At 59.4% G+C, this 24,852-nt stretch carries 18 protein-coding genes; 14 read left to right on the forward strand and 4 right to left on the reverse strand.

Annotated features, from left to right (window positions below):
* Window positions 1-19: 19 nt before the first annotated feature.
* Genes HMPREF2975_RS08730 through HMPREF2975_RS08745 form a run of 4 tightly spaced genes read left to right on the forward strand, consistent with a single transcriptional unit; the run spans window position 20 to window position 3,289 of the window.
* Window positions 20-1,477, forward strand: coding sequence for a M81 family metallopeptidase (locus HMPREF2975_RS08730; RefSeq protein WP_070727125.1), 1,458 nt, complete (start codon window positions 20-22; stop codon window positions 1,475-1,477).
* Between the two features lie 5 nt (window positions 1,478-1,482).
* A complete protein-coding gene (locus HMPREF2975_RS08735) occupies window positions 1,483-2,409 on the forward strand; it encodes an ROK family protein (RefSeq protein ID WP_227469362.1) in 927 nt (308 codons plus the stop codon).
* Window positions 2,384-3,079 (forward strand): copper homeostasis protein CutC, encoded by a 696-nt coding sequence (locus HMPREF2975_RS08740; RefSeq protein WP_070727129.1) that lies wholly within the window; start codon window positions 2,384-2,386, stop codon window positions 3,077-3,079. Before HMPREF2975_RS08735 ends, HMPREF2975_RS08740 begins: the two co-directional genes overlap by 26 nt.
* Window positions 3,080-3,088: 9 nt before the next feature.
* Window positions 3,089-3,289: a DUF6199 family natural product biosynthesis protein gene (locus HMPREF2975_RS08745; RefSeq protein WP_058236654.1), complete on the forward strand. Its 201-nt coding sequence runs from the start codon at window positions 3,089-3,091 to the stop codon at window positions 3,287-3,289.
* 4 nt (window positions 3,290-3,293) lie between these two features.
* On the opposite strand, the gene HMPREF2975_RS08750 is transcribed toward HMPREF2975_RS08745, so the two are convergent.
* Window positions 3,294-5,000, reverse strand: coding sequence for an alpha-glucosidase (locus tag HMPREF2975_RS08750; RefSeq protein ID WP_070727131.1), 1,707 nt, complete (start codon window positions 4,998-5,000; stop codon window positions 3,294-3,296).
* 129 nt (window positions 5,001-5,129) lie between these two features.
* Between HMPREF2975_RS08750 and uvrB the strand changes: the two genes are divergently transcribed.
* The 4 genes from uvrB (at window position 5,130) to HMPREF2975_RS08770 (ending at window position 11,728) form a co-directional block, all read left to right on the forward strand.
* Window positions 5,130-7,238, forward strand: coding sequence for an excinuclease ABC subunit UvrB (gene uvrB / locus HMPREF2975_RS08755; protein ID WP_070727132.1), 2,109 nt, complete (start codon window positions 5,130-5,132; stop codon window positions 7,236-7,238).
* A gap of 169 nt (window positions 7,239-7,407) precedes the next feature.
* Entirely contained in the window at window positions 7,408-8,511 is a 1,104-nt protein-coding gene (locus HMPREF2975_RS08760; protein ID WP_070727134.1) for a TerC family protein, read from the forward strand.
* Window positions 8,511-10,910, forward strand: coding sequence for an HAD-IC family P-type ATPase (locus tag HMPREF2975_RS08765; protein WP_070727135.1), 2,400 nt, complete (start codon window positions 8,511-8,513; stop codon window positions 10,908-10,910). The genes HMPREF2975_RS08760 and HMPREF2975_RS08765 overlap by 1 nt, the downstream gene beginning before the upstream one ends.
* Window positions 10,911-10,942: 32 nt before the next feature.
* Complete coding sequence (locus HMPREF2975_RS08770) at window positions 10,943-11,728, forward strand: alpha/beta fold hydrolase (protein ID WP_141757398.1); 786 nt, start codon at window positions 10,943-10,945, stop codon at window positions 11,726-11,728.
* A gap of 13 nt (window positions 11,729-11,741) precedes the next feature.
* Here the strand turns inward: HMPREF2975_RS08770 and HMPREF2975_RS08775 are convergent, their stop codons facing one another.
* The gene (locus HMPREF2975_RS08775; RefSeq protein WP_070727138.1) at window positions 11,742-12,059 is read right to left on the reverse strand and encodes a YciI family protein; all 318 of its coding nucleotides are present in this window, start codon (window positions 12,057-12,059) and stop codon (window positions 11,742-11,744) included.
* A 117-nt stretch (window positions 12,060-12,176) separates the two neighbouring features.
* On the opposite strand from HMPREF2975_RS08775, the gene uvrA reads away from it, so the two are divergent.
* From uvrA to HMPREF2975_RS08790, 3 genes are read left to right on the forward strand one after another with little or no spacing between them, the layout of a single operon-like run.
* Window positions 12,177-15,023 carry an excinuclease ABC subunit UvrA gene (uvrA, locus tag HMPREF2975_RS08780; RefSeq protein ID WP_070727140.1) on the forward strand — a complete coding sequence of 949 codons (2,847 nt, stop codon included), beginning with the start codon at window positions 12,177-12,179 and terminating at the stop codon, window positions 15,021-15,023.
* 4 nt (window positions 15,024-15,027) lie between these two features.
* On the forward strand, window positions 15,028-16,014 hold the full coding sequence (locus HMPREF2975_RS08785) for a Gfo/Idh/MocA family protein (RefSeq protein ID WP_070727142.1): 987 nt from the start codon (window positions 15,028-15,030) through the stop codon (window positions 16,012-16,014).
* A gap of 1 nt (window position 16,015) precedes the next feature.
* Complete coding sequence (locus tag HMPREF2975_RS08790; RefSeq protein ID WP_070727143.1) at window positions 16,016-17,044, forward strand: Gfo/Idh/MocA family protein; 1,029 nt, start codon at window positions 16,016-16,018, stop codon at window positions 17,042-17,044.
* Here the strand turns inward: HMPREF2975_RS08790 and HMPREF2975_RS08795 are convergent.
* Window positions 17,041-18,885 (reverse strand): AMP-dependent synthetase/ligase, encoded by a 1,845-nt coding sequence (locus tag HMPREF2975_RS08795; RefSeq protein ID WP_227469363.1) that lies wholly within the window; start codon window positions 18,883-18,885, stop codon window positions 17,041-17,043. The two genes, HMPREF2975_RS08790 and HMPREF2975_RS08795, sit on opposite strands and share 4 nt — an antisense overlap.
* Window positions 18,886-19,036: 151 nt before the next feature.
* Window positions 19,037-20,461, reverse strand: a complete 1,425-nt coding sequence (gene glnA, locus HMPREF2975_RS08800; RefSeq protein ID WP_070727148.1) for a type I glutamate--ammonia ligase — start codon at window positions 20,459-20,461, stop codon at window positions 19,037-19,039.
* A gap of 146 nt (window positions 20,462-20,607) precedes the next feature.
* Here glnA and uvrC point away from each other — a divergent pair, with 146 nt between their 5' ends.
* Genes uvrC through rapZ form a run of 3 tightly spaced genes read left to right on the forward strand, consistent with a single transcriptional unit; the run spans window position 20,608 to window position 24,852 of the window.
* A complete protein-coding gene (gene uvrC, locus HMPREF2975_RS08805; protein ID WP_070727150.1) occupies window positions 20,608-22,632 on the forward strand; it encodes an excinuclease ABC subunit UvrC in 2,025 nt (674 codons plus the stop codon).
* The gene (gene purT, locus HMPREF2975_RS08810) at window positions 22,625-23,890 is read left to right on the forward strand and encodes a formate-dependent phosphoribosylglycinamide formyltransferase (protein WP_070727153.1); all 1,266 of its coding nucleotides are present in this window, start codon (window positions 22,625-22,627) and stop codon (window positions 23,888-23,890) included. Before uvrC ends, purT begins: the two co-directional genes overlap by 8 nt.
* Window positions 23,887-24,852, forward strand: coding sequence for an RNase adapter RapZ (rapZ, locus tag HMPREF2975_RS08815; protein WP_058236666.1), 966 nt, complete (start codon window positions 23,887-23,889; stop codon window positions 24,850-24,852). Before purT ends, rapZ begins: the two co-directional genes overlap by 4 nt.

Consider the following 24,852-nt stretch of genomic DNA (forward strand, 5'->3'; position numbering starts at 1 on the left):
TGGTGAAATAGGAAAAAACATGACTCTTCCGCGAATAGCAATTTGTGGGCTCCACATCGAGTCCTCGACTTTTACCCCATACGTTTCAACTGAAAAGGATTTCCAGGTCAGCCGTGGTGACGAGCTGCTCGCACGTTACACGTGGATGGACGAGGACTGGGCGCGCCAGGTCGAATGGATCCCGATCCTTCACGCCCGCGCACTGCCGGGCGGCCAGGTGCTGCGCTCAGACTACGAAGCCTGGCGGCAGGAAATAGTTGACGGCTTAACCGCCGTTGCACCTGTCGACGCAGTCTTCTTCGACATCCACGGCGCCATGACCGCTCAGGGATACGACGATACCGAGGGTGACCTGATCACAGCCGTCCGTGCAGTTGTCGGAGATAAACCCCTGATCTCGACCTCCATGGATCTGCACGGAAACGTGTCCCGAGCCCTGTTCGCAGGATGCGATCTGCTCACCTGCTACAGGATGGCACCCCATGAGGATGCGTTCGAATCGCGCAAGCGAGCAGCGGTGAACCTAGTGGAACGACTGGTCAGTGGCAAAGGCAGGCCGGCTAAGGCACTGGTTCACGTGCCGGTGCTGCTGCCTGGTGAGAAGACATCGACACGTATTGAACCAGCCAAGTCGCTGTATGCCATGGTTCCGGAGGTTGAAAAGCGTCCCGGTATTCTTGACGCGGCAATCTGGGTCGGATTCGCATGGGCGGATCAGCCACGCTGCCAGGGGGCCGTTGTGGTCACAGGCGATGACGCTGAGGACGTGAAAGCTCAGGCTCTGCGTCTGGCTCAGCATTTCTGGGATGTACGCGATCAGTTCGAATTCGTTGCACCCGTGGGGACCATGAGCGAGTGCCTTGAGCACGCCCTCGACGCTCCGCGTCCGTTCTTCATTTCGGATTCCGGAGACAACCCCGGTGCTGGCGGTGCTGACGACTGCACGGCCGCGCTGTCGGAGCTCCTGGAGTGGGCACCGGTAAAGGATGAGGCGCTCAACGTTCTGTACGCATCGCTGGTTGATCCGAATGCCGTGAAGGTGGCGGATCAGGCCGGTGAAGGGGCACAGGTCGATGTTGAGCTGGGCGCGCACATCGATACGCGTGAACCTGGACCGCAAAAGGTCCACGCGACAGTGCTCCGAGTAATCGATGATCCTGAGGGTGGTCGCACCTGTGCGTTGAAGATCAATAGCCTGACTGTCATTGTGACCTCTCAGCGCATGCAATACCATTCCCGCGTGCAGTATGAGCGACTGGGGCTGTCGATCGATGATCCCGATGTCGTGGTAGTCAAGATCGGCTACCTGGAACCGGATCTGTACAAGGCGCAGGCCGACTGGATGATGGCACTGACTCCAGGCGGAGTTGATCAGGATCTGATTCGTCTGGGACATCGCCGCATTGACCGACCGATGTTCCCATTCGATGAGGATGTGACCGACGCCAAACTGGACGTAGAGGTGTTTATCTCTTGAACACCGTGGTTGCGGGGGTTGATGTTGGCGGTACGTCCATCAAGTCATTCCTGGTGGACTCAGCTGGACACGTCACCGATGCTGTACACCTGGACACGCGTCCGGGCAACGTGGTCGAACAAGCGTGCCACGTCGCCCGGACCATCGTGGACAAGTGGCCAGAGGTCGCCGGAATCGGTGTCATCACACCTGGTGTGGTGGACGAAGAGGCCGGCGTTATCAAGTATGCGTCTAACCTCGAACTGAAGAACGTGAACCTTGCCCAGCGCATGCAGGAAGCATGCTTACGGCCGGTGCGCCTCGGACATGACGGGCGGGCAGCAGGATTGGCTGAAGGTCTCCTGGGCGCTGGCCAGGGCGCACCCACCTTCATCATGGTTCCCATCGGCACCGGCATTTCGGCAGCCATCTGCCACGGTAACCGACCGTGGGCAGGTGATGCCTTCAGCGCCGGAGAAGTTGGCCACACGCCGGTCATTCCGAATGGTGAAACATGCACGTGCGGACAGCGAGGCTGCACGGAGGTGTACGCATCAGCAAAAGCCATCGCGCGACGCTTCACGCAGAAGACCGGCAAAGAGGCAACAGCTCGCACGGTAGAGGATCTGCTGGGAATCGACCCCATTGCAGATGAGGTATGGGATACCGCCACTTACGCGTTGGCCCTGTGTTTCGCGCACCTCACCTTCGCCCTCGACCCCACCCGCTTCGTTGTCGGCGGGGGCCTGTCCAACGCCGGTGAGACGTTGCTGGAACCGGTGCGCCGTCACCTGCGTGACCTGATGGCGTGGCGAACACCTCCCGAAATTGTGACGGCCCGCCTGGGCGCAGAGGCAGGGAAGTGGGGAGCCGCGATCCTGGGTGCCCAGGCTGCGAACCGGCAGATATGGAACGACTGGAAGATCAATGACGGTTATCGAGCTATGTGTTGAAGACACTGAGGGAGTGCAGATTGCCTCACAGATGGGCATCGACAGAGTCGAACTGTGCGATGACCTGAGCTGCGGAGGCCTGACTCCTTCTGATCGAGTGGTGGACAGCGCGCTCAGCGTCGCACCGTCAGGCGGGATGCAGGTGCTGATCCGCCCCCGTCCCGGCACATTCGTGATGCCCTCCGGTGAGGAACGCGACATAGCCGAGGCGATGCGACGCTTGCGTGAACGCACCGACCACACCGACATACCGGTGGGTTTTGTCGTCGGTGGACTGACCAGTGACCACGAGATCGATCAGGATGTGCTGTCACTGTGGCGCGACGCGGCCGGGGAGAGACCACTGACTTTCCACCGTGCCTTCGACACCGTGCAGAATATGGACCGAAGCCTCGACCAGCTTATTCGTGCGGGATTCGATCGAGTGCTTACCACCGGCGGTGATGCGTCTGTGGTCAACGTGGAGAATATTCGCCACCTGACAGACCGCGCAGCTGGAGAGATGATCATCCTCGTGTCGGGCGGTTTGCGCTCGCACAATGTCGCCGCCGTGATCCATAACACCGGAGCGACCGAAGTGCATATGCGTGCTCCGGCACAGCAGCCAGGACGCACCGATCCTGACGAAGCGCAGCGAATCGTCGCTGTGGTTCGCGGGCAGAATTTGTAAAATCACCTCATGTTGTGGTTTTTCGTCGTCCTTTTTGGCGCCCTTGGCCTCCTGATGGTCATCCGCCCGCAGATCATCTGGAAGCTTCTGGTACGCGGCACGCAAGCATCGGAACAGCCCGCCCCCTCGCGAGCACTGATCTCTCAGCGCATCGCCGGGGTCGGGCTGATTCTCGTGGCCGTTTACCTGGGCAGCACCCTGGTCGGGTGAGCACTTAAGCTGGGTGGATCACCCACCGGACTTCCCACGGGGCCAGAGCCGCGTACTCCCACTCGTCACCATTGTCGTGACGACGGTTCGACAAGATCACGTCGCCGTCGGGGACAGCGCAGGCAATGGAATGCGAGGACATATTCGCCACCGCATCGAGCACCTGGTCGCCCAGGGTGCGCCGCACCCACCACATCGATGGATCATCTGGCTCGACCAGCTCGAAGTCACCCTCGACCAGAATCGGATACTCCTTGCGCAGCGCGATCATCGCGCGGTAGAACTCGAACGTGGAGCCTGTCTGGTCAACCTGTGCCTGCGCGTTGACCGTCTCATAATTCGGGTTCACCGGCAGCCACGGTTCACCGGTCGTGAATCCGGCGTTCTCGGTCGCATCCCACTGCATCGGGGTGCGGGCATTGTCGCGGCTCATCTTCACGATCGCCGGCCACACAGCCTGAGGATCCTGCCCGTCGAGGGTGACTGACTGGCGCCACTGACCAATCGTTTCCACATCCTTGAACTGGTCGATACCGGACCACGGGTAGTTCGACATGCCGATCTCTTCGCCTTCGAACACGAACGGTGTGCCCGGGTGAGCGTGCAGCATCGCGCCCCATGCGGTGGCTGAATGGTAGCGGTGATTCTCCTCATCGCCATAGCGCGACAGGGGACGCGGCTGATCGTGGTTCGACAGGTACAGGGAGTTCCAGCCCTTTCCAGCCAGTTCCTGCGACCAGCGCGCAAGGTTGCGCTTCATGTCAGGCAAATGCAGATCGCGAATGTGGTACTTGTCCCCGTCAGCACTGTCCAGCCCCATGTGCTCGAACTGGAAGATCATATCCAACTCGCGGCGCGCCGGATCAGAGGTCAAAATCGCATCATGGGGTGTGGCACCCGGTGTCTCACCGACGGTGAAGAACACGCGGTCGGGATAGCGGTCGAACACCTCGCGGTGCATTTGCTGGATGTACTCGTGGAAGTGCGGGCCGAAAGCGGCCGATGTGATAGAGCCTTCGCCAGGCTGGTCGAATCCTTCAGGCTTGGAAATCAGGTTGATGACGTCCATGCGGAAGCCGTCAACGCCTCGGTCAAGCCACCAGCGCATCATCTCGAAGATCGCCTGGCGCAGCTGAGGGTTGTCCCAGTTCAAATCCGGCTGCTCAGGCGCAAACAGGTGCAGGTAGTATTGCTGGGAGGCTTCGTGCCACGTCCATGACGGGCCGTTAAATGCCGCAGTCCAGTCGTTAGGCTCATCACCGCGGCGCTGCCCTGCCGGCACCTCGTGGGCGGTTGCTCCCGGGCGCGGGTCGCGCCAGATGTACCAGTCGCGCTTGTCTGATGCGGGGTCGAGCGCCTCCTGGAACCAGGGATGCCGGTTGGAGGTGTGATTAACTACAAGATCCATGATCAGGCGCATGTCGTGTGCGTGCAGCTGCGTGATCAGCTCATCAAGATCATCGAGGGTACCGAACATCGGATCAACATCCTGATAATCCGCAATATCGTATCCCATGTCGGCCATAGGGGAGCGGTACAGGGGAGACAGCCACACGATGTCAACACCGAGTTTCTTCAGATACGGCACCCGCGATGTAATGCCGGGAATGTCACCAATGCCGTCACCGTTGGAGTCTTGAAAAGACCGAGGATAGATCTGGTAAACAGTCGAGGACTTCCACCATTGGGGCTGATCAGCAGTATGTGTCACGGTAATCCACCTTCATCGAAGACAACTCTGGTCTTATGGCGCATGCAGGCACTCATATAGATACGAGTCTAGGACACTTGCTCCATGGGCGGGAAGCGGTAGCAGTTAGCAGCGACTACGGTGGGACGTATGAGCGGGCAACGAATCTTACGCCAGGAACATCCTTTCGAAGTGATCGCAGAGTATTCCCCTTCAGGCGACCAGCCACACGCGATTCGTGAGCTTGCCGAACGCATCAACGGTGGGGAACAACATGTCGTGCTGTTGGGCGCGACCGGCACCGGCAAGACGGCAACAGCCGCGTGGCTCATCGAACAGATTCAGCGTCCCGCCCTAATCATGGAGCCGAACAAGACGCTGGCCGCTCAGCTCACCGCCGAGTTCCGCGAATTCCTGCCCAGGAACGCGGTCGAATACTTCGTGTCGTACTACGACTACTACCAGCCTGAAGCATACGTGCCTCAGACAGACACCTATATTGAAAAAGACTCCTCCATTAATGACGAGGTTGAACGCCTGCGACATTCGGCAACCAACTCATTGCTGACGCGTCGGGACACGGTTGTGGTCTCGTCGGTGTCCTGCATTTACGGCCTGGGCACGCCTGAAGAATACGTGGCACGTATGGTGGATTTGCAGCGAGGAATGGTCATTGACCGCGACGATTTGCTGCACGCCTTCGTGGATATGCAGTACGTGCGCAACGACATGTCATTCACCCGCGGCACGTTCCGTGTGCGCGGGGACACCATCGAGATCATCCCGGTGTACGAGGAACTCGCCATCCGCATCGAAATGTTCGGTGATGAAATCGACCAGCTCGCCGTATTGCACCCGCTGACAGGTGACGTAATACGTGACGTTGACCAGGTCTACCTATTTCCGGCCTCTCACTATGTCGCTGGCGAAGAGCGTATGAAGCGTGCGATCAAGTCGATTGAGGATGAACTGGCCGAACGCCTCGAATGGTTCGAATCTCAGGGCAAACTTCTCGAAGCGCAGCGACTGCGCATGCGCACAACCTATGATCTGGAAATGCTCAAGGAAGTCGGCACTTGCTCGGGTGTGGAGAACTATTCACGCCATATTGACGGTCGCGGCCCCGGCACGCCGCCGCACACTCTCCTGGATTATTTCCCGGACGATTTCCTGCTCATTATCGATGAATCTCACGTCACGGTTCCGCAGATCGGTGCCATGTTCGAGGGCGACATGTCGCGTAAGCGCACCCTCGTCGATCATGGTTTCCGTCTTCCCTCGGCAATGGACAACCGGCCACTGAAGTGGGATGAATTTGTTGAGCGCATCGGGCAGACCATGTATCTGTCGGCCACACCCGGCCCCTACGAGCTCGAGCGTTGCGACGGAGTTGTTGAACAGATCATTCGCCCAACTGGCCTGGTCGATCCGAAGGTGATTGTGAAGCCTACCTCGGGACAGATTGATGACCTGCTCGAAGAAGTCCGGGTGCGTGTGGAACGCAATGAGCGCGTCCTCGTCACCACATTGACCAAAAAAATGGCAGAAGACCTCACCACGTATCTGGCCGAACGCTCCGTTCGCGTCGAATATCTGCACTCGGATGTCGACACGTTGCGCCGCGTGGAACTGTTGCGGGAACTGCGTCAGGGCAAGTTCGACGTCCTTGTCGGAATCAACCTGCTTCGAGAAGGCCTCGACCTGCCCGAAGTATCGCTCGTGTCCATTCTGGATGCGGACAAGGAAGGGTTCCTGCGCTCAACGCGTTCCCTCATTCAGACGATTGGCCGCGCAGCCCGTAACGTGTCGGGCGAGGTTCACATGTACGCCGACAACATCACCGATTCGATGCGTGCGGCGATTGAGGAAACCGAAAGGCGCAGAGCCAAGCAGATTGCCTATAACGAAAAACATCACATTGATCCGACACCTCTGCGCAAGAAGATCGCTGACGTGACAGACATGCTCGCACGCGAGGACATTGACACGGAATCACTGCTGGAAGGTGGGTACCGTCAGGAACGCTCCGGCAAGCCCATCGGACATGCCCGAGCCAGCGACGACGTGTTGCGCCACGCCAGGGATACCCGTGAACGACTGGGACTTCAGGCTGAAGCTGAACTGGCGCAGCTCATTGACGACCTGTCAGCGCAGATGCATGTGGCGGCAGGCGATCTTCAGTTCGAGCTGGCCGCCCGGTTGCGTGACGAGGTGGCGGATCTCAAACGTGAGCTTCGACAGATGAAGGAAGCAAACTGATTCCGGGGCGTCTGAACGCGGTAGTATGAGATCCACGAGGGGAGTAATCCTTTAACCCGGTATCGTCATCTCGGGACGCTACGTGCGCGCAGCGAACCCGGTACCGAGGCCTGTCGCAGACAGGCGGACCAGACCTCGGCTGTATCACCCCGAACACGGAAGGTTTTACGTGGACGTTCACGCGCTCGGCTGGGTCGGCCTAGGCCTCGTCGTCATTGTGCTTATTTCTATCGACATCATCGGTCATGTCCGTACACCGCACGCCCCCACCATGAAAGAGGCGGCATTGTGGACTGTGGGCTACGTTTCTCTCGCGATGCTATTCGGAATCGGGATCTGGGCGATTTATGGCGGCCAGTATGCCGGAGAGTTCTACGGCGGCTGGATCACCGAATGGTCCCTGTCGCTCGACAACTTGTTCGTCTTTGTCATCATTATGAATTCGTTCAGAGTGCCGCGAGAATATCAGCAAAAAGCGCTGCTCAGCGGCATCATCATTGCGCTCGTCATGCGCCTGATCTTCATCCTGATCGGCGCCGCACTGATTGAGCGCTTCTCCTGGGTCTTCTTTATCTTCGGTGCATGGCTGCTATGGACGGCATACTCTCAGGCACGCCAAGGGACCGGCGGAGACGAGAAAGAATCCGAACAGGGTGAAAACGGGTTCATCCGCCTCGTGCGCCGCATCGTTCCCGTCACCGACGGGTATTACTCGGACCGGTTCCTCTATCGCCATGGCGGAAAGACTGCTGTGACACCGCTGCTGCTGGTGGTCCTCGCTCTGGGGTCAGCCGACCTCATGTTTGCGTTCGACTCCATTCCGGCAATCTTCGGCCTCACGAAAGAGCCGTACCTGGTCTTCGCGTGCAACGCCTTCGCCCTGCTGGGCCTGCGTCAGCTCTACTTCCTGATCGACGGACTGCTTGATCGTCTCGTGTACCTTCACTACGGCCTGGCCGTCATTCTTGGCTTCATCGGCGTGAAGCTCATTTTGCACGCCCTGCATGAGAACACGTTGCCGTTCATTAACGGTGGACAGGGCTTCGAAAGCGTCCCCGAGGTGGGCACACCGCTCTCACTGGCCGTCATCGCCGGAACGCTGATCATCACGGTGATCGCCTCGATCCTGAAGTCACGCCACTCAAAGGCCCTGCGGGCACCTCAGCCGATTAATCGCAGTGCCAAGGCCGAGCAGGATGCGGCACGCTCCTCGGTGCGTGAGGTCGCTGACTCCGACGAGCAGCATACTGAGCCGCGTCCGTCAGTGGACTGATGCCAGCACCCGGGCCATCCGGCCTCACGGCCGCGCAAGTGGAAGAACGCACCCGTCAGGGTGAGGTCAACCATCACCATACGAAGACGTCCCGCTCGCTCGGATCAATAGCGCGAGCGAATGTTTTCACCCTGTTCAACACGATCCTTACCACCGCAATTGTTGTGGTACTGATTGTGGGGGACTGGCGGGACGCAGTGTTCGGCGGCGTGATGGTACTCAACGCCATCATCGGTATCGCGGCGGAATACCGCGCGAAGAAAACGCTCGATTCCCTGGCGATTGTCGACGCGCCGCATTCGCTGGTGTGGCGGGACGGTGAAGAGCGCGAGGTCCTGTCGGAAGACGTGGTACGCGGCGACATTATCGAGCTGCGCCTGGGGGACCAGGTTCCCGTCGATGGAATCGTGCAGACTTCCCACAGCCTCGACATTGACGAATCTTTGTTGACGGGCGAATCCGTACCGATCAGAAAAAAGCAGGGTGACCGCGTCCTGGCCGGCACCGCTGTCGTCTCAGGTGACGGCCTTATCGAAGCCACTGTTGTCGGAAACGCCGTCTATGCCCATACGCTCACAGAGCAGGTCCGCCGGTTCACGCGCACCACTTCCGAGATTCAGCAGGGCATTAACCGCGTCCTGCGGGTCATTTCGTGGCTGATTGTGCCCGTCACCGCGCTGATCGTATGGTCGCAGATCCGCCTCGATCCGCTCAGCGGTGGATGGCGGCACGCACTCGTCCTGGCGATCGCGGCAGTTGTCGGTATGATCCCGCAGGGCCTGGTTCTGCTGACCTCCATGAACTTCGCCCTCGGCGCGGCAGCACTGGCACGGCGCAAAGTCCTCGTCAATGAGCTTCCCGCGGTGGAAGTCCTCGCGCGTGTGGATGCCCTTTGCGTTGACAAAACGGGAACGCTGACTACCGGCGGAGTGAGCGTCGATTCTATGATTCCCCTAGGCGCGGGTGACAGCGGTGACCGAATTGACGAGGGTGCCGCCCGCGCACTGTTGACACTCAATGCTTCCACACACAACGCAACTGCGGAAGCGATCGTTGCTCATCTGAAGGCTCAGGCACTCGAGGTGGAGCCAGCTGACCTGTCTGATAACTGGAGTGTCCCATTCAATTCGACACGCAAATGGTCGGGATTCAGTGATGGAGAGCAGGCCTGGGTACTGGGCGCTCCGGAAATGACGGTGACTGACGCGAACGTGCTGGATCACGTCACGCGCGTTGCCGACCAGGGACTTCGCGTTGTGGTGCTCAGCTGCGCGCCGGCAGCTCCCTCGTCAATGGAGGAGGAACTGCCGCAGGGACTTCAGCCGAACACGCTGATCGTCCTGCGCGAACAGATCCGCCCCGACGCTGCTGACACAATGGAGTATTTCCGCCGGCAGGGCGTGCGGGTACGTGTGATATCAGGTGACAATCCCGCGACTGTGCAGGCTATTGCGAATGTGGCCTCATTGCGTGAGGACCAAGCGACGATTCGCGGGATGGATGCGCGCACCCTGCCTGAGGACATGGACAGCGACGCGTTCGTGCAGGCCGTGATGGATCATGATGTGTTCGGACGTGTCACTCCGGAGCAGAAACGCGCAATGGTGCGGGCATTACAGTCTCGCGGGCATACTGTCGCGATGACGGGTGACGGCGTCAATGACGCACTTGCCCTGAAAGATGCTGACCTGGGGATCGCGGTGGGCAGCGGTGCCCGCGCCACGAAAGCGGTGGCGCAGATCGTGCTGGTCGATGGAGCGTTTGCAGCTCTGCCGGGCGTTGTCGCAGAAGGGCGGCGCATTATGGCGAATATGGAACGTGTCTCCGCACTCTTCCTGGCCAAGACGGTCTATGCCAGCCTCATAGCCGTGATCTGCGCGCTTGCCGCCTGGCACTACCCGTTCCTGCCCCGTCACTTCACCTACATTGATGCGCTGACCATCGGAATCCCGGCATTCTTCATCGCGCTGGGCCCGAACAGGCGACGATACGTCAGCGGATATTTGAAGCGCGTGCTCGGCCTGGCCGTTCCATCAGGGTGCGTGTTGGCTGCAGCTGCGTTGACTGCGTACTGGATGGTGGGCGTAGGACAAGTGGAGGGCCAAACCGCTGCCGCGTTGTCGTTGATGTGTGGTGCACTGTGGCTCCTGTCCATTACCGCACGCCCGGTGAATTCGTGGAGGGCGGGACTGATCGCCCTCATGCTGATCTGTGCCATCGCGGGAGTATTCATTCCACTCATCCGCGACTTCTTTGCGCTGGAGTGGCCGGCAGCGCACGACGGATGGGTGATCCTCGCATGCGGCCTCACCGCCTGTATCCTCATCGAAGCGGCGCATCGCGCATACTCATTGCGCCACCAGCGAAAGGCTGAAACGGACGGTGCGCCACTAGACTGACAGTGCGGAGATACCGCGTGAAGGAGTTGAAGATGACTGCATGGAAGCTGCCGCTGACGATCCTGGGAAACGAGGATGCTCCGGCGTTGGTGCTGGGACATTCACTGGGATCAAGCCACGACATGTGGGAGAGCGTCATCCCCTTGATTCGCGACGATTTTTATATTGTCCTCTACGATCTGCCCGGGCACGGGGGAACACCGATTGCTCCGGTCGACCGTGGACTGAAGATGACCGACGTTGTGGAAGCATTGCTTGGCGCGTTGGATGATCACGGCGTCGATACGTTTCATTGCGCCGGACTGTCACTGGGTGGCATGGTCGCCATGGCTACTGCAATCACACATCCTCAGCGGGTGCGCAGCCTCACCGTCATGAGTGCCGGGCCGATCAATGGTCAGCCTGATCAGTGGTACGACAAAGCTGGGGCTGTGCGTCGCGACGGCACAGCAAGCCTGGTGGACGCAACGTTCGAGCGCTGGTTCATGCCTGAATTTGCTTCGGGGGAGGGTGCTGACCGCGTTGAGGCGATTCGCAGGATCTTCGAAAACTGTGATGACGAGGGATACGCGCAGTGCTGCGAGGTCCTCGCCAGTACGGACATGCGTGGCGACGTTGCGAGCATCCACACTCCAACCCTCCTGATCAGCGCTGAAGAGGACGGTTCACTGAACTGGGCGGGCGCTGACGAACTGGCCCGCACTATCCGTAGTGGAGGGGCGACTGTGCAGGTGGCACGCATCCCTCAGGCGCGGCATATGAGCGCCGTTGAGAAGCCGGAGCTGGTGGCTCGGGCTCTCAAAGGGCTGGTCGACTAGAGGCAGCCGAAATCTACGAGTACGGGAACTTCGTGTCGAATTCTTCGGCCAGGCTGCCGATGGTCGGTTCCCACTGCATGATGCGCCGATCAATGATGAACCCCTGAACGTAGAACGGATCATCCTCGAGGATCTTCAGCGCCACATTGGCGGACTCTGCCTTCAAGATGATGAGGGCACCCTCATGCATCGCATCGCGGAGCCAACCTGAGGACAGCAGAACATCTTTCGTATACAGATCCCGCAGGAAACGGCGGTGCGCCGGGCGGAAATCCTGCGTCAGAGAATTCAACTTGGTGTCATACGTGTACTCAACGACATAGATACGCATAGGTCAATTATCCCAGCATTGCGATCGCGGCGCGCCTGAATGCATGAACAGATCCTGCGCACCCACCCCACATGGAACAGATGTGCGAGAATCGCGCCGGAGCCGTAGGATCGAGGGGTGTCAGACCAGTTGATCGTGCGCGGAGCGCGCCAGCACAACCTCAAAAGCGTCAACCTCGAGTTACCTCGTGACGCGATGATCGTCTTTTCCGGCCTGTCCGGCTCCGGAAAGTCATCCCTCGCATTCGATACCATTTTTGCCGAGGGGCAGCGCCGCTACGTTGAATCCCTGTCGTCATATGCGCGCCAGTTCCTCGGTCAGATGGACAAACCTGACGTTGACTTCATCGAAGGCCTCTCTCCGGCAGTGTCTATCGATCAGAAATCCACCTCACGTAACCCGCGATCAACGGTAGGCACGATCACTGAAATCCACGACTACCTGCGTCTTTTGTTCGCACGGGCGGGCACTGCGCACTGTCCGACGTGTGGCGCTGAAATCACCGCCCAGACCCCGCAGCAGATCGTGGACAGTGTGCGCTCGATGGAGGAGGGCACCCGCTTCCAGGTCCTCGCACCCGTCGTGCGTGGCCGCAAGGGTGAGTACCGCGAATTACTTGACGATCTGCGCGCTGCCGGCTATTCACGCGCATTGATTGACGGTGAAGTGGTGCGTTTGGAGAACGCGCCGACCCTTGAGAAGAAGCTGAAACACACCATCGAAGTCGTCATCGACCGACTGGTGGTGCGCGACGGTATGAAGCAGCGTCTGACTGACTCGGTGGAAACAGCGCTGGGGCTGTCGGAAGGCCTGGTTGTCATTGACGTCGTGGATCTGGACGCGGACGATCCGAACAGGCGGCGCCGCTACTCTGAAAAGCGCGCCTGCCCGAACGACCATCCACTTGCACTTGAAGAGATCGAGCCTCGCACATTCTCATTCAACGCTCCTTACGGTGCATGTCCTGAATGTATGGGAATCGGCTCGCGGCTGGAAGTCGACCCTGACCTCGTCGTTCCCGACGAAGAACTGTCTCTTGAGGATGGGGCTGTCGCACCGTGGAGCCGGAACGTTAAGTACCACGTACGCTTGCTGAAATCCCTCGGTAAGGAGCTCGGCTTTTCGACCAGGACTGCGTGGAAGGAGCTGCCCAGTCAGGCGCGCCAGGCGATCCTGTACGGCAAAGACTACGAAGTGAAAGTCAAGTTCCGTAACAGGTGGGGGCGCGAGCGTTCCTACACGACTGGCTTCGAAGGCGCTGTCAACTACATCGAACGCAAGCGTGAGGAAACTGAGTCGGATCGAACGTTGGAACGCCTGGAAGCGTACATGCGTGAGGTGCCATGTCCCGTGTGTCAGGGTGCCCGCCTGAAGCCGGAAGTGCTGGCTGTGCGCATCGGTGGCCTGAACATTGCCGAGGTGTCGAACCTGTCGATTGCTGATCTCGAGCGTTTCATGAGTGAGCTCGAGCTCGACCAGCGACAGCAGTTCATTGCGCGCCCCATTTTGCAGGAAATCATCGCCCGCTTGAAGTTTCTCAACGATGTGGGGTTGACGTACCTGACATTGTCAAGGGCGGCCGGAACCCTTTCCGGTGGTGAAGCTCAGCGTATCCGGCTGGCCACCCAGATCGGGTCGGGACTGGTCGGGGTTCTCTACGTCTTGGATGAGCCATCTATCGGCCTGCATCAACGTGATAACCAGCGCCTGATCGCCACCCTGAAGCGCCTTCGCGACCTCGGCAACACGCTGATCGTTGTCGAACATGACGAAGAAACGATTGAATCGGCCGACTGGGTCGTGGACATTGGACCGGGTGCCGGAGAAAACGGCGGATGGGTCGTGTACTCCGGAAGCGTGGAGGAGTTGAAGAAGAATCGGAACTCGTTGACAGGGGAGTACCTGTCGGGGCGCCGGTCCATTGCCATTCCAACCGAACGCAGGCCGGTGGACCGCTCCCGCGTCATCACGGTGAAAGGCGCGCGTGAAAACAACCTCGATAACCTCACCGTGTCATTCCCTCTCGGAGTGTTCATCGCCGTGACGGGCGTGTCAGGATCGGGCAAATCCACTCTGGTTAACCAGATTCTGTATCGGTCCCTCGCATCCCGCCTCAATGGGGCGCGCATGGTTCCGGGACGCCACCGCGCGATCACCGGTCTGGATCACCTCGACAAGGTGATTCATGTGGATCAGTCACCCATTGGACGCACCCCGCGTTCGAACCCAGCTACCTACACCGGGGTGTGGGATCTGATTCGCCAGCTTTTCGCACAAACGCATGAAGCCAAGGTTCGCGGCTACATGCCGGGACGTTTCTCCTTCAATGTCAAGGGCGGCAGGTGCGAAGCCTGCAAGGGCGACGGCACGATTCGCATTGAAATGAACTTCCTGCCCGACGTGTATGTGCCGTGCGAGGTGTGTCACGGCAAGCGGTACAACAGGGAGACACTGGAAGTCCACTACAAGGGCAAGACAGTGGCAGATGTTCTGGATATGTCCATCTCGGAAGCGGCGGAGTTCTTCCAGTCGCTGCCGCGTATCGCTCGTCATCTCAACACGCTCGTCGAGGTTGGCCTGGGGTACGTGCGGCTGGGACAGGCCGCCACGACACTGTCCGGTGGCGAAGCTCAGCGTGTAAAACTGGCGTCCGAACTGCAGCGACGCTCCTCAGGACGATCAGTGTATGTTCTGGACGAGCCGACGACGGGTCTGCATAGCGAAGACATTCGCAAGCTCTTGATGGTGTTGCAGACACTGGTTGATAAAGGCAATACGGTCATCGTGATTGAGCACAACCTGGATGTCATCAAGTGCGCGGATTGGATCATTGACATGGGCCCTGAAGGGGGATCCGGCGGTGGCCAGGTCGTGGCTGAGGGCACACCTGAAGATGTTGCCGCCGTCGACGAATCATTCACTGGTCAGTATTTAAGAAAAATTCTCGACTTCAGCGTAGAGTAGATCTATGAGTGGTGACCGGCGCATAACAGTAGGTTTGGTCGGAGCTGGCGGCATTGCGCGATCCCACATGTCAGCGTGGCGGTCACTGGGCGTTGACATCCTCGTCTATTCGAAGGAAGACGCCAACGAGCTGTGCGCGGAGTTCTCCACCGGACGCGTCGTTGACACGCTCGAGAACCTGGTCGCACAATCCCAGGTGATCGATGTCCTGACACCAACATACGCACACGAGGAAGCTGTGCGCGCCGGACTGGACGCCGGGCGCCAGGTCATCTGTGAAAAACCGCTGGCACTGGACGCGCCGACAGCACAGCAGCTGCTTGAATTGTCACGCGCACGCGACAACGCACTGTACGTCGCGCATGTCGTGCGGTATTTCCCGGAATATGCCACCCTCCACGATGCCGTCTCCAGCGGATATATCGGCCGCCCGGCGGTAGCACGTCTGAACCGGACCGGCACGTTCCCGCAATGGGCCTCGTGGTTCGCTGACGAGGAAAAATCCGGTGGAATTGTCGATGATCTCATGATCCATGACCTTGATATTGCCCGATGGGTGCTGGGAGAGGTACGCAGCGTGTATGCAACACTGCGCCATGCCACTGCTCCCGATGGGCGGCGCGTGAGCGTTGCTCAGGCGACATTGCGTCATGAGGACGAAGCGATCTCGAATGTGCGCGCGACGTGGGGGCCGGTGGGCACACCATTTCGCACTTCATTCTATGTTGCGGGAACCGACGGGTGTCTGGAGCACGATTCAACAGCTCACCCACCTCTGCAGGTCCGCAGCGACGCACCAACTGACGCATCAATGCTGCCGACCACATCAGGATCCCCGGCCGACGCCTACTACGCAGAACTGAGCGACTTCATGGAGTCCATGTCCACCGGCTCAACGCCGAGGGTGAGTGCAGAAGACGCGGTCGAAGCGCTGAAGCTGGCAGACGCGGTTCGCCTGTCAGCCCATCGCGATGCGGTAGTGGAGTTGTGAGATGAAAACCATTCGTATCGGACTGTTGTCGTTCGCACACATGCATGCCGAGGGATACGCCACAGCCCTCATGGGCATGGACGGCGTCGAATTGATGTGCACCGACCCGGATTCACACAGGGCAGGACGCCCCAGCCCTGCATGGCGCGGCAGAAAAGGAGCCCGCGCGCTCGGTGTGCCCTACGTCGACACTTGTGAGGAGTTAGAGCAATGGGGGCCGGACGCAGTGATCGTCTGCTCCGAAAATACCGAACACAGGCGCATGGTCGAATGGGCGGCTGAGCGTGGATATCACGTCCTGTGTGAGAAACCGATCGCCACCAGTCATGACGATGCTGTCGCCATGTGGGATGCATGCCGTCAGGCAGGAGTCTTCCTGATGACCGCTTATCCGGTGCGTTTTTCAACAGCGTGCCGAGAACTCAAGACGCGAGTTGATCACGGCCAGCTGGGCGATCTGGTGGGCTTCGCTGGCTCGAATAACGGGAAAATCCCCAGTGGTGGCCGCACCTGGTTCACTGATCCGGATCAGGCCGGTGGCGGTGCCCTCGTCGACCATGTCGTCCACATCGCTGACATTCTGGACATGCTGCTCGACGGTGAACAGGCATCATCCGTGTGGGCTGCCGATAACCGGATTCTGGGCGCAGATAATCCCGACGTTCACGTGGAGACCAGCGGACTCGTCACGGTGCGCTATCCGTCAGGTCTGGTCGGCACAATTGACTGTTCATGGAGCATGCCGGAAGCGGCGCCAACATGGGGTGGCCTTACCCTCGACATTATCGGCACAAGAGGTACCGCGCGTTTCGCCCCCTTTGATGCGCGGGTGTCTGGTGCCGTCTGTGGGCAAGCCGCATGGCTGGGATACGGTGAAGATATGGATGGCGTCATGCTGCGCACGTTCACTGACGCTGTGCGCACCGGTCACACACCTCAGCCGGACGCAGCATCGGCTATCCGGTCACTGGACATCATGCTGGCAGCACAGCAATCGGCACGCAGTGGCGCGGTAGTCCACCTGAATTAGCGCCGCAGCCAGGACCGCAGTTTCCTGCTCATCGTGGACGCAGGCCTCGCGTGCGGCTGACGTGCACGCACGGTCGCATTGCGCTCGGCCAGGCCTTCCTCGTACAGGGCATCCACTTCCCGCGCGTAATCCTTCAGCACTTTCGAGCGACGAAGTTTCAACGAGGGGGTCAGGTACCCGTTCTCAACAGTAAAGACGGTGTCGACGAGGCGGAAACGACGAATCGACTCAGCTCGCGAAACAGCGCGGTTGGCGCGGTCGATGGCCCGCTGCAAAGAACGCTGGACTTCCGGCATGCGCATTGCAACCGAGGGATCAACAACTGGCAGATTATGCGCGACCAGCCAGTTGGCGAGCATATCTGAATCGAGGGTGATGAGTGCACCAATGTAGGGCCGATTATCGCCCACCACGATCACATGTCCGATCAGCGGATGTGTCTGAAGCTGTTCTTCGAGTACCTCGGGCGACACGTTCTTGCCACCGGCGGTTACCAGGAGTTCCTTGCGGCGCCCTGTAATCGACAGGTGACCATTGCGCGGGTCGATCGTTCCTAGATCGCCCGTATGGAACCAGCCGTCCTCGAACGAGTCAGCGGTCTCGTCAGGCAAGCTGTGATAGCCAGTTGAAACAGATACGCCGCGCACCAGAATTTCACCGTGCTCGGAGATTTTCATTTCATTTCCGGGAACAACACTGCCAACCGTGTTGAACGGCGTGTAATCGGCATGCTGCACGGCGATCGGGCCGGTTGTCTCGGTCAGCCCGTAGCCTTGAATCAACGTGAGATCGAGGCCTGAGAAGAACTCAGCAAGTTCCGGTGCCAGGGGCGCGCCACCGGAAATAATCAGCTCGATATTGGGACCGAGTGCCGCCTGGATCTTGCGTAACGCCAGAGCCGTCGCGATCCCATGATTGACTTTCAGCGTCAGGGGAGTGCTGGTTTCGGAGCGCTCTGCGCGTGCATACAGGCGGGACTGTCTGGCTGACCACTGGAAGATGCGCAGCTTTGTGCCCTTCCCCGCTTTTGCTGACGCCGCGCTGTAAACTTTTTCAAGGACGCGAGGCACCGCCAGCAGAATCGATGGTTTAAAGGCCTGAATATCGGGAAGCAGGTTCTTAATGTCCGGTGAGAAAGCAAGTCGCCCTCGGCCGCTCACGAAGGCATGCATGACCAGGCGCGCCAGGACGTGCGCGACCGGGAGGAACAGCAAGAGGCGTGAGTTCTCGTTGTACAGGTACTGCGGCAGGACTTGCCCCAGACCCAGCGTCGTGCCCACAAAGTTGTGATGCGTCAGCTCGACACCTTTCGGGGTGCCGGTCGTGCCCGACGTGTAGACCAGAGTGGCCAGAGAATCACCACGTACATCGCGGAAACGCTCCTCAACCTTGTCCGGCACGATGCGGCCCGCCGCGCGCGCCAGGTTACGCATTGCTCCGCGATCGAGGGAATGGATCGACTCGACGCATTCGGGGCGAACAGTTTCCACCAGATCTGCCTGCTGCACGGTTGCCGTGATGACGTGTCGGATGTGCGCGTCGGTCAAAATATGATCGATCTGTGCGGTTGAATCCGATTCGTAGATGGGCACAACTACGCCGCCAACGGTCATTACTGCCAGGTCAAGGACCAGCCAGTCAAAACTGGTGGGCGACAAGATTGCCACCCGCTCACCGGCTTCCAGACCCCACGCAAGAAAACCTCGTGCGATCACCTCGACGCGATCCAGCAGGTCAGACGCGGTGATGGGAAGCGTTGCGCCCACCGAGGAGCGATCTTCAACCACGACATCAAAGGGAAACTCGTCGGCGCGCTTGCGCAGCATTGCTGGAATCGTCATCGATGGATCCACCGGCTGGGAGAGGTCAGCTCGATATACGGTCTGATCTCGGTCAGGCATTGTGATTCCCTTTCATGTGGACAGTCATGATGGACGACGGGGCGGCCATCATCTATGTTTCAGACAAGCTTACCGCAGGCGGGCGAGCACCTTACACGTTGAAGTACATGTCGAACTCTGCTGGGTGCGGGTAGGCACGCATCGGCGCGATCTCGTTGGCGATCTTGTACTCAATCCACGTGTCAATCAAATCCTGCGTAAAGACGTCGTTTTCTGTCAGGAAGTCTGAATCGGCACGCAGGTGATCCAACGCCGCTTCAAGAGAGTGAGGCAGCTTGGCGATATCGGTGTATTCCTGCGGAGGCAGGTCGTACAGATCCTTATCGATGGGGGCGGCAGGCTCCACGCGGTTGCGAATACCGTCCAGGCCGGCCATCAGGCACGCCGAGAAGGACAGGTACGGGTTCGCTGACGGGTCAGGTACGCGGTACTCGACACGCTTGGCCTTTGGTGAGGTTCCTGACACCGGAATGCGGATACACGCTGACCTGTTGCGCGCCGAATAAACGAGGTTGACCGGCGCTTCGAAGCCCGGCATGAGTCGACGGTAGGAGTTAATCGACGGGTTCGTAAAGGCGAGCAGGGCGGGCGCGTGCTCCAACAGGCCTCCGATGAACCAGCGCGCCAGGTCGGACAGGGAACCATATCCTCGTTCGTCATAGAACAGCGGGTCGCCGTCTTTCCACAGGGACAGGTGGGTGTGCATACCAGAGCCGTTGTCACCGAAGAGTGGCTTAGGCATGAACGTGGCGGTCTTGCCGCATTCCCACGCGGAGTTGCGCACAATGTACTTGAACTTCATCATGTCGTCGGCGGCCTGGCACAGAGGTGCAAAACGGTAGTTGATCTCATGCTGGCCGCCTGCACCGACCTCGTGGTGCGCACGCTCAATGACGAGGCCCGCTTCAGCAAGATTGTGTGTCATGTGGTCACGAACGTCAGCAAACATATCTATCGGGGAAACCGGCGCGTACCCGCCTTTCAGTGGCGTCTTGTAGCCCAGGTTCATGCCGTCCTCGTTGCGCGCGGTGTTCCAGTAGGCATCATCGCTGTCTAGACGGAACATGCTGTGGTGAGGCTCGACTTTGTACTGCACGCTGTCAAACATGTAGAACTCGGCTTCAGCGCCGATGAAGCACGTATCGGCAATGCCGGTCGACTTCAGATAGGCCTCAGCTTTTTGCGCCACCTGCCGCGGATCACGGGAGAACGGTTCAGAGGTGAACGGATCAACGACCGAAAAGACGACGACCAGTGTCTTGGCAGCGCGGAAAGGGTCGACGTAGGCGGTGGTGATGTCGGGGACGAGCTTCATATCGGACTCGTGAATCGCGGAAAAGCCGCGCACAGATGAACCGTCGAACATCAGGCCGTCTGACAACGCGCCGTCGATGAACTCATTGGGAGGAACAATCATGTGCTGCTGAATGCCGAAAAGATCGCAGTAGCGTACATCGATGAATTCAATCTCTTCACGTGTGATGAAGTCGACTATTTCTTTCTCGCTGGTGAACATTCGTGTGTCCCTTCCGGGTCGATTCATGAGATCACGGCAGTCGCCATGTCTGAGTGTACTCATTTGAACGCCCGCACTCACATCGCGTCCGTCCTGCGTGGTGCCGTTCAATTGGCGCCGTCGCTGCCGGAAGCTAGGCTAAAGGAATGGCGAAGTTGGATCAGTGGCGCCCTCGGACGAGCGACATTCCCACGCAGCCGGGAGTGTACCGATTTCGTGACGACCAGGGCCGCGTCATCTATGTCGGTAAAGCGAAAAACCTTCGCAACCGGCTGACCAACTATTTTCAGGATCCTCAGGTTCTGCATCCGCGCACCCGCCACATGGTTGCAACAGCTGCCAGCGTGCAGTGGACAGTTGTGTCCAACGAGATCGAAGCGCTCTCCCTGGAATTCACGTGGATCAAGGAATTCGACCCGCGATTCAACGTGATGTATCGCGATGACAAGTCCTATCCGTACCTTGCGGTGACGATGTCAGAAAAGTTTCCGCGCGTCCATATCACGCGGCAGTCACGCAGAAAAGGCACACGCTATTTTGGCCCCTACACGCAAGTGTGGGCGATCCGCGAAACCATCGACATGCTGCTGCGAGTTTTCCCTGTCAGAACATGTTCACCTGGTGTCTTCAAACGCTACCAGGCGCAGTGCAGGCCGTGTCTGCTGGGCGATATTGGCAAATGCTCTGCGCCGTGTGCCGGGCGCATCAGTGCCGACGCTCATCGTGAACTTGCGCAGAACCTGTGTGAGTTCATGCAGGGCAAGGCTGCGCCGGTTATTCGCTCCCTTGAGGAACAGATGAAGCAGGCTGCCGCCGAACTCGACTTTGAGAAAGCCGCCAGGCTGCGTGACGATCTGAAAGCCATGACGACGGTGCTGGAGCGTAACACGATGGTCCTGGAGGACGGAACTGACGCTGACGTATTCGCCCTGGCGTGTGATGAACTGGACGCTGCCGTGTATGTCTTCCACGTGCGGGGAGGTCGCGTACGAGGCACACGCGGCTGGGTAGTAGACCGCGTTGACGATGCGAATGAGGCAGATCTGATGAGCGCTCTGCTCGAGCAAGTTTACGGAGACGTTCCTGCCGCCGAACAACCTTTACGAGGGCGGCCGCGCGGCCAGGCTGAAGCCCGGTCGGTCGACGATGTGGCACATACGCCCACATCAGCGCTTCCCCGGGAAGTTCTGGTGTCAGTGGAGCCTGCGGATCGCGACGCCCTGGAGAAGTGGCTCACCACGTTGCGCGGTGCGCGTGTGCGTGTGCGTGTGCCTCAGCGCGGAACCGCGGCTTCCTTGATGAAAACGGTGCAGGAAAACGCGCAGCAGTCGCTGGTTCTTCACCGCACGAAACGTGCCAGTGACCTCACCCAGCGGTCTCGGGCGCTCGAAGAACTGGCTGAGAACCTCGGCCTGGAAGCAGCACCGCTGCGTATCGAGTGCTACGACATTTCCCACACAGCCGGCCAGCAGCAGGTTGCTTCGATGGTGGTATTTGAAGATGGTGCCCCGCGTAAGTCGGACTACCGCACGTTCAATATCCGACCGCGCTCCGACGGCACACCGCCTGACGATACGGCGGCAATGACGCAGGTATTGCAGCGGCGCTTCACCCGCCTGCTGGCGGAAGAGGCCGGCATTGAAGGTGAAGACGATGATGGTGTGGAGTTCGCTACTGGACCGATCGATCCGCACACGGGACGCCCTCGTCGATTTTCCTACCGGCCGGATCTTGTGGTGGTTGACGGCGCACTGGCGCAGGTGAATGCGGCCGAAAAGGCTTTAACGGGGGTGGGGGTTGACCTGCCGGTTGTAGGACTGGCCAAACGTCTGGAGGAAGTGTGGGTGCCTGGTGATGAGTTTCCACTGATTTTGCCTCGCACCTCGGCTGCTCTGTATTTGCTGCAGTATTTGCGCGATGAATCTCACCGTTTTGCGATTACGCACCATCGGCGTCGACGCACGAAAGCACAGACGCGGTCTGTCCTGGACGGAATTGAGGGACTGGGGCCCGTACGTCAAAAAGCGTTGCTGGCTCATTTCGGCTCGGTGAAGCGCCTGCGGGCTGCCAGCGCTGAGCAGATTGAACACGTCCAGGGTATCGGACCAGCATTGGCCGCTATTATTGTGGAATCGCTTGGCACTGACCGTGAGGAGACTCGCAATGACTGAATCGACGTGGCCCGTTCCAACACCGCTTCCGGCGCGGGTCTTGTTGCTGGGATCGGGGGAACTGGGGCGTGAACTGACGATTTCGCTCAAGCGCCTGGGCGCCCATGTCACTGCGGTCGATGCCTATGCGCATGCTCCCGCGATGCAGGTTGCGGATGACTATCGTGTGATCGACATGAGCGATCCGGACTCTTTGCGTGACGTGCTCAGCAGCGTGCACGTTGACCTGATTGTGCCCGAACTGGAAGCAATTGCCACGCACGTGCTGGCCGAATTTGAACAGGCTGGGAGCGCACGCGTCGTTCCGAACGCGTTCGCGGTGCAGGCAACGATGGATCGCGAACGCATACGTAGCGTGGCGAGTGCTGTTCCAGGGGTGCGCACATCGAAGTTTCGCTTCGCATCCAGTGTCGACGAGGTGCGCAGCGCGCTGGAATATACGGGCGTACCGGCCTTCATTAAACCCACGATGTCCTCGTCGGGACATGGACAGTCGCGAGTTGAATCCGTTGACGAGGCTGAATCGGCGTGGACATGTGCCCAGGACGATGCGCGGGCCACCACAGGGCGCGTCATCGTCGAGGAGGGCGTGACATTCGACTGTGAAATCACTCTGCTCACCGTGCGGTGGTGGGACGACGAGGCAGGCGAGGTTCGAACCAGCGTGTGTGAACCGATCGGTCACCGGCAGGTCAGCGGTGACTACGTTGAATCGTGGCAAAGCGCCGACATTTCACCGCGTGCACGTGAGCGAGCCGAGGAGATGGCTGTTGCCGTCACCGGCGCTCTGGCAGAGCACGGGGCGGAGCCATGTCTGGGACTGTTTGGAGTGGAGTTCTTCATTCAGGGCGACGACGTGTGGTTCTCCGAGTTGTCACCGCGCCCACATGACACCGGCATGGTGACCATGATGACGCAGGACCAATCTGAATTCGACATTCATGCTCGCGCGATCCTTGGCCTGCCCGTCGACACGACGATGCGCCGCACTGGAGCATCTGCAGTTGTGAAGGCGCCACGAGCGTTCTCCCTTGCCGGTTACGAGGGTGTCGCCCGCGCGCTACGTGACGGAGGAGATTTGAGAATCTTCTCGAAATCCGCCACGCGTGCCGGCCGCAGGCTGGCGGTGGCGCTGGCATGGGGCGACTCGGTGCCGGAAGCACGTGAACGTGCTCAGGCGATTGCGAGCGAAGTGACGGTAGTCGAACGTGATGACTCAGCACAAAATACCGATGAAGATGGCATCCTAGTTTCATGACGACAACGCACAACAGTGACGACGTGGATCCGCTGACAGTTCCTCAGGGCATTCCACTGCTAGATCGTGACACGCCTCCGCCGGAAGAAGCGGAGGAGGACACGAACGAAGTCCTCATTATCACCGGCCGTTCAGGTGCTGGCCGCTCTCAGGCTGCGCGTGCGTTAGAGGACCTCGACTGGTACGTGGTCGATAATCTGCCTCCCTCGATGCTGCCGGCACTGGTCGGCATGATGTCTCCACGCGGAGGTGCGGGCGTACACCGCCTGGCCGCCGTGGTAGATGTGCGCTCAGGCGCCTTTTTCGCTGACTTGACATCCACACTGGAAAAGATGCGCGACAGCGGAATCATGTACCGCCTCATTTTCCTGGAAGCCAACGAACCGACACTGGTGCGCCGATATGAGTCGAACAGGCGGCCGCACCCTCTTCAGGGGGACGGGACACTACTGGACGGCATCACACGTGAAATGGAGTTGTTGGCACCGCTGCGCGAACACGCGGATGAAGTGATCGATACGTCCGCTATGTCAGTGCATGACCTGTCGCGACACATCCGCGACGTCATTGCAGGGGAAGGAGAGCGTCCCCTGCAGCTCACAGTTGAATCTTTCGGATTCAAGTACGGACTGCCGCTGGATGCCGACCATGTCGTGGACGTCCGCTTCCTGAAGAACCCGTACTGGGTGGGGGAGCTGCGCCACTTGACGGGGCGCGACGAACCGGTCGCACAGTATGTGCTCGATCAGCCCGGAGCTCGCGAATTTGCCGAGAATTATGTTGACCTGCTGCTGCCCATCATGGAGGGCTATGTCAGTGAGCTGAAGCCTTTCGTGACGATTGCCGTCGGATGCACAGGTGGTCGGCACCGGTCGGTCGCGATCGCAGAACTGATCGCTCAGCGTTTCCGTAGCCACCAATTGACGGTGCGAGTCCTTCACCGCGACATAGGCAGGGACTGA

Origin of the sequence: Actinomyces sp. HMSC065F12 (assembly GCF_001814535.1) — a bacterium.
In the GTDB taxonomy this organism is placed as follows: domain Bacteria; phylum Actinomycetota; class Actinomycetes; order Actinomycetales; family Actinomycetaceae; genus Pauljensenia; species Pauljensenia radingae_A.